Annotated in this window: 2 rRNA genes; both read left to right on the top strand. The window is 48.6% G+C overall.

What is annotated here, in order from left to right:
- A 16S ribosomal RNA gene (locus FCN15_RS19015) occupies positions 1 to 106 on the top strand; the annotation flags it as partial.
- 422 nt (positions 107 to 528) lie between these two features.
- Positions 529 to 646: ribosomal RNA gene (locus FCN15_RS19020) — 23S ribosomal RNA — on the top strand; the annotation flags it as partial.

The raw sequence follows: 646 nt of genomic DNA on the forward strand, positions 1-646 counted from the left end.
GTGGGGTAACCCGCAAGGGAGCCAGCCGCCGAAGGTGGGGTAGACGATTGGGGTGAAGTCGTAACAAGGTAGCCGTATCGGAAGGTGCGGCTGGATCACCTCCTTTCTATGGAGTACCTCGCTTCCGGAGCGAAGCGGTACAAATACACGGTCGACGCAAGTCGCCGGATACCCTTTGCGAAAGCAAAGGGACCTTCTCACTCGTTGGTCAGTTTTGAGAGTTCAAGCTCTCAAAATCATCTGTATGAATTTCATCAACCCAATGGGATTGACCAAAATTCATACAGGTCGCAGTTTCCTTGAAACTGCTTTGATCCTTGAAAACTGGATAACGAAACAACAATTGCGAATTAGAACATTCTTTTAGCTGAAACTTGTGATCGTAGAGAACAAGTTTAGTACTAGCTACAGAGCGAGGCATTTTGGAGACGATCGATCCTTTGCGAATCCCTTTCTTCCTTATTAGGATTTATCTAATCAGAAAAGGGATGAGGAACAGAGCGTATCGGCCCAAAATCCGAGCGATTTGGTTAAGCTACTAAGAGCACACGGAGGATGCCTAGGCGCTAGGAGCCGAAGAAGGACGTGGCGAACAACGATAAGGCCTCGGGGAGCTGTAAGCAAGCTTTGATCCGGGGATGTCCGA

The sequence above is a fragment of the Paenibacillus pinistramenti genome, assembly GCF_005869875.1.
GTDB classification, from domain to species: domain Bacteria; phylum Bacillota; class Bacilli; order Paenibacillales; family Paenibacillaceae; genus Fontibacillus; species Fontibacillus pinistramenti.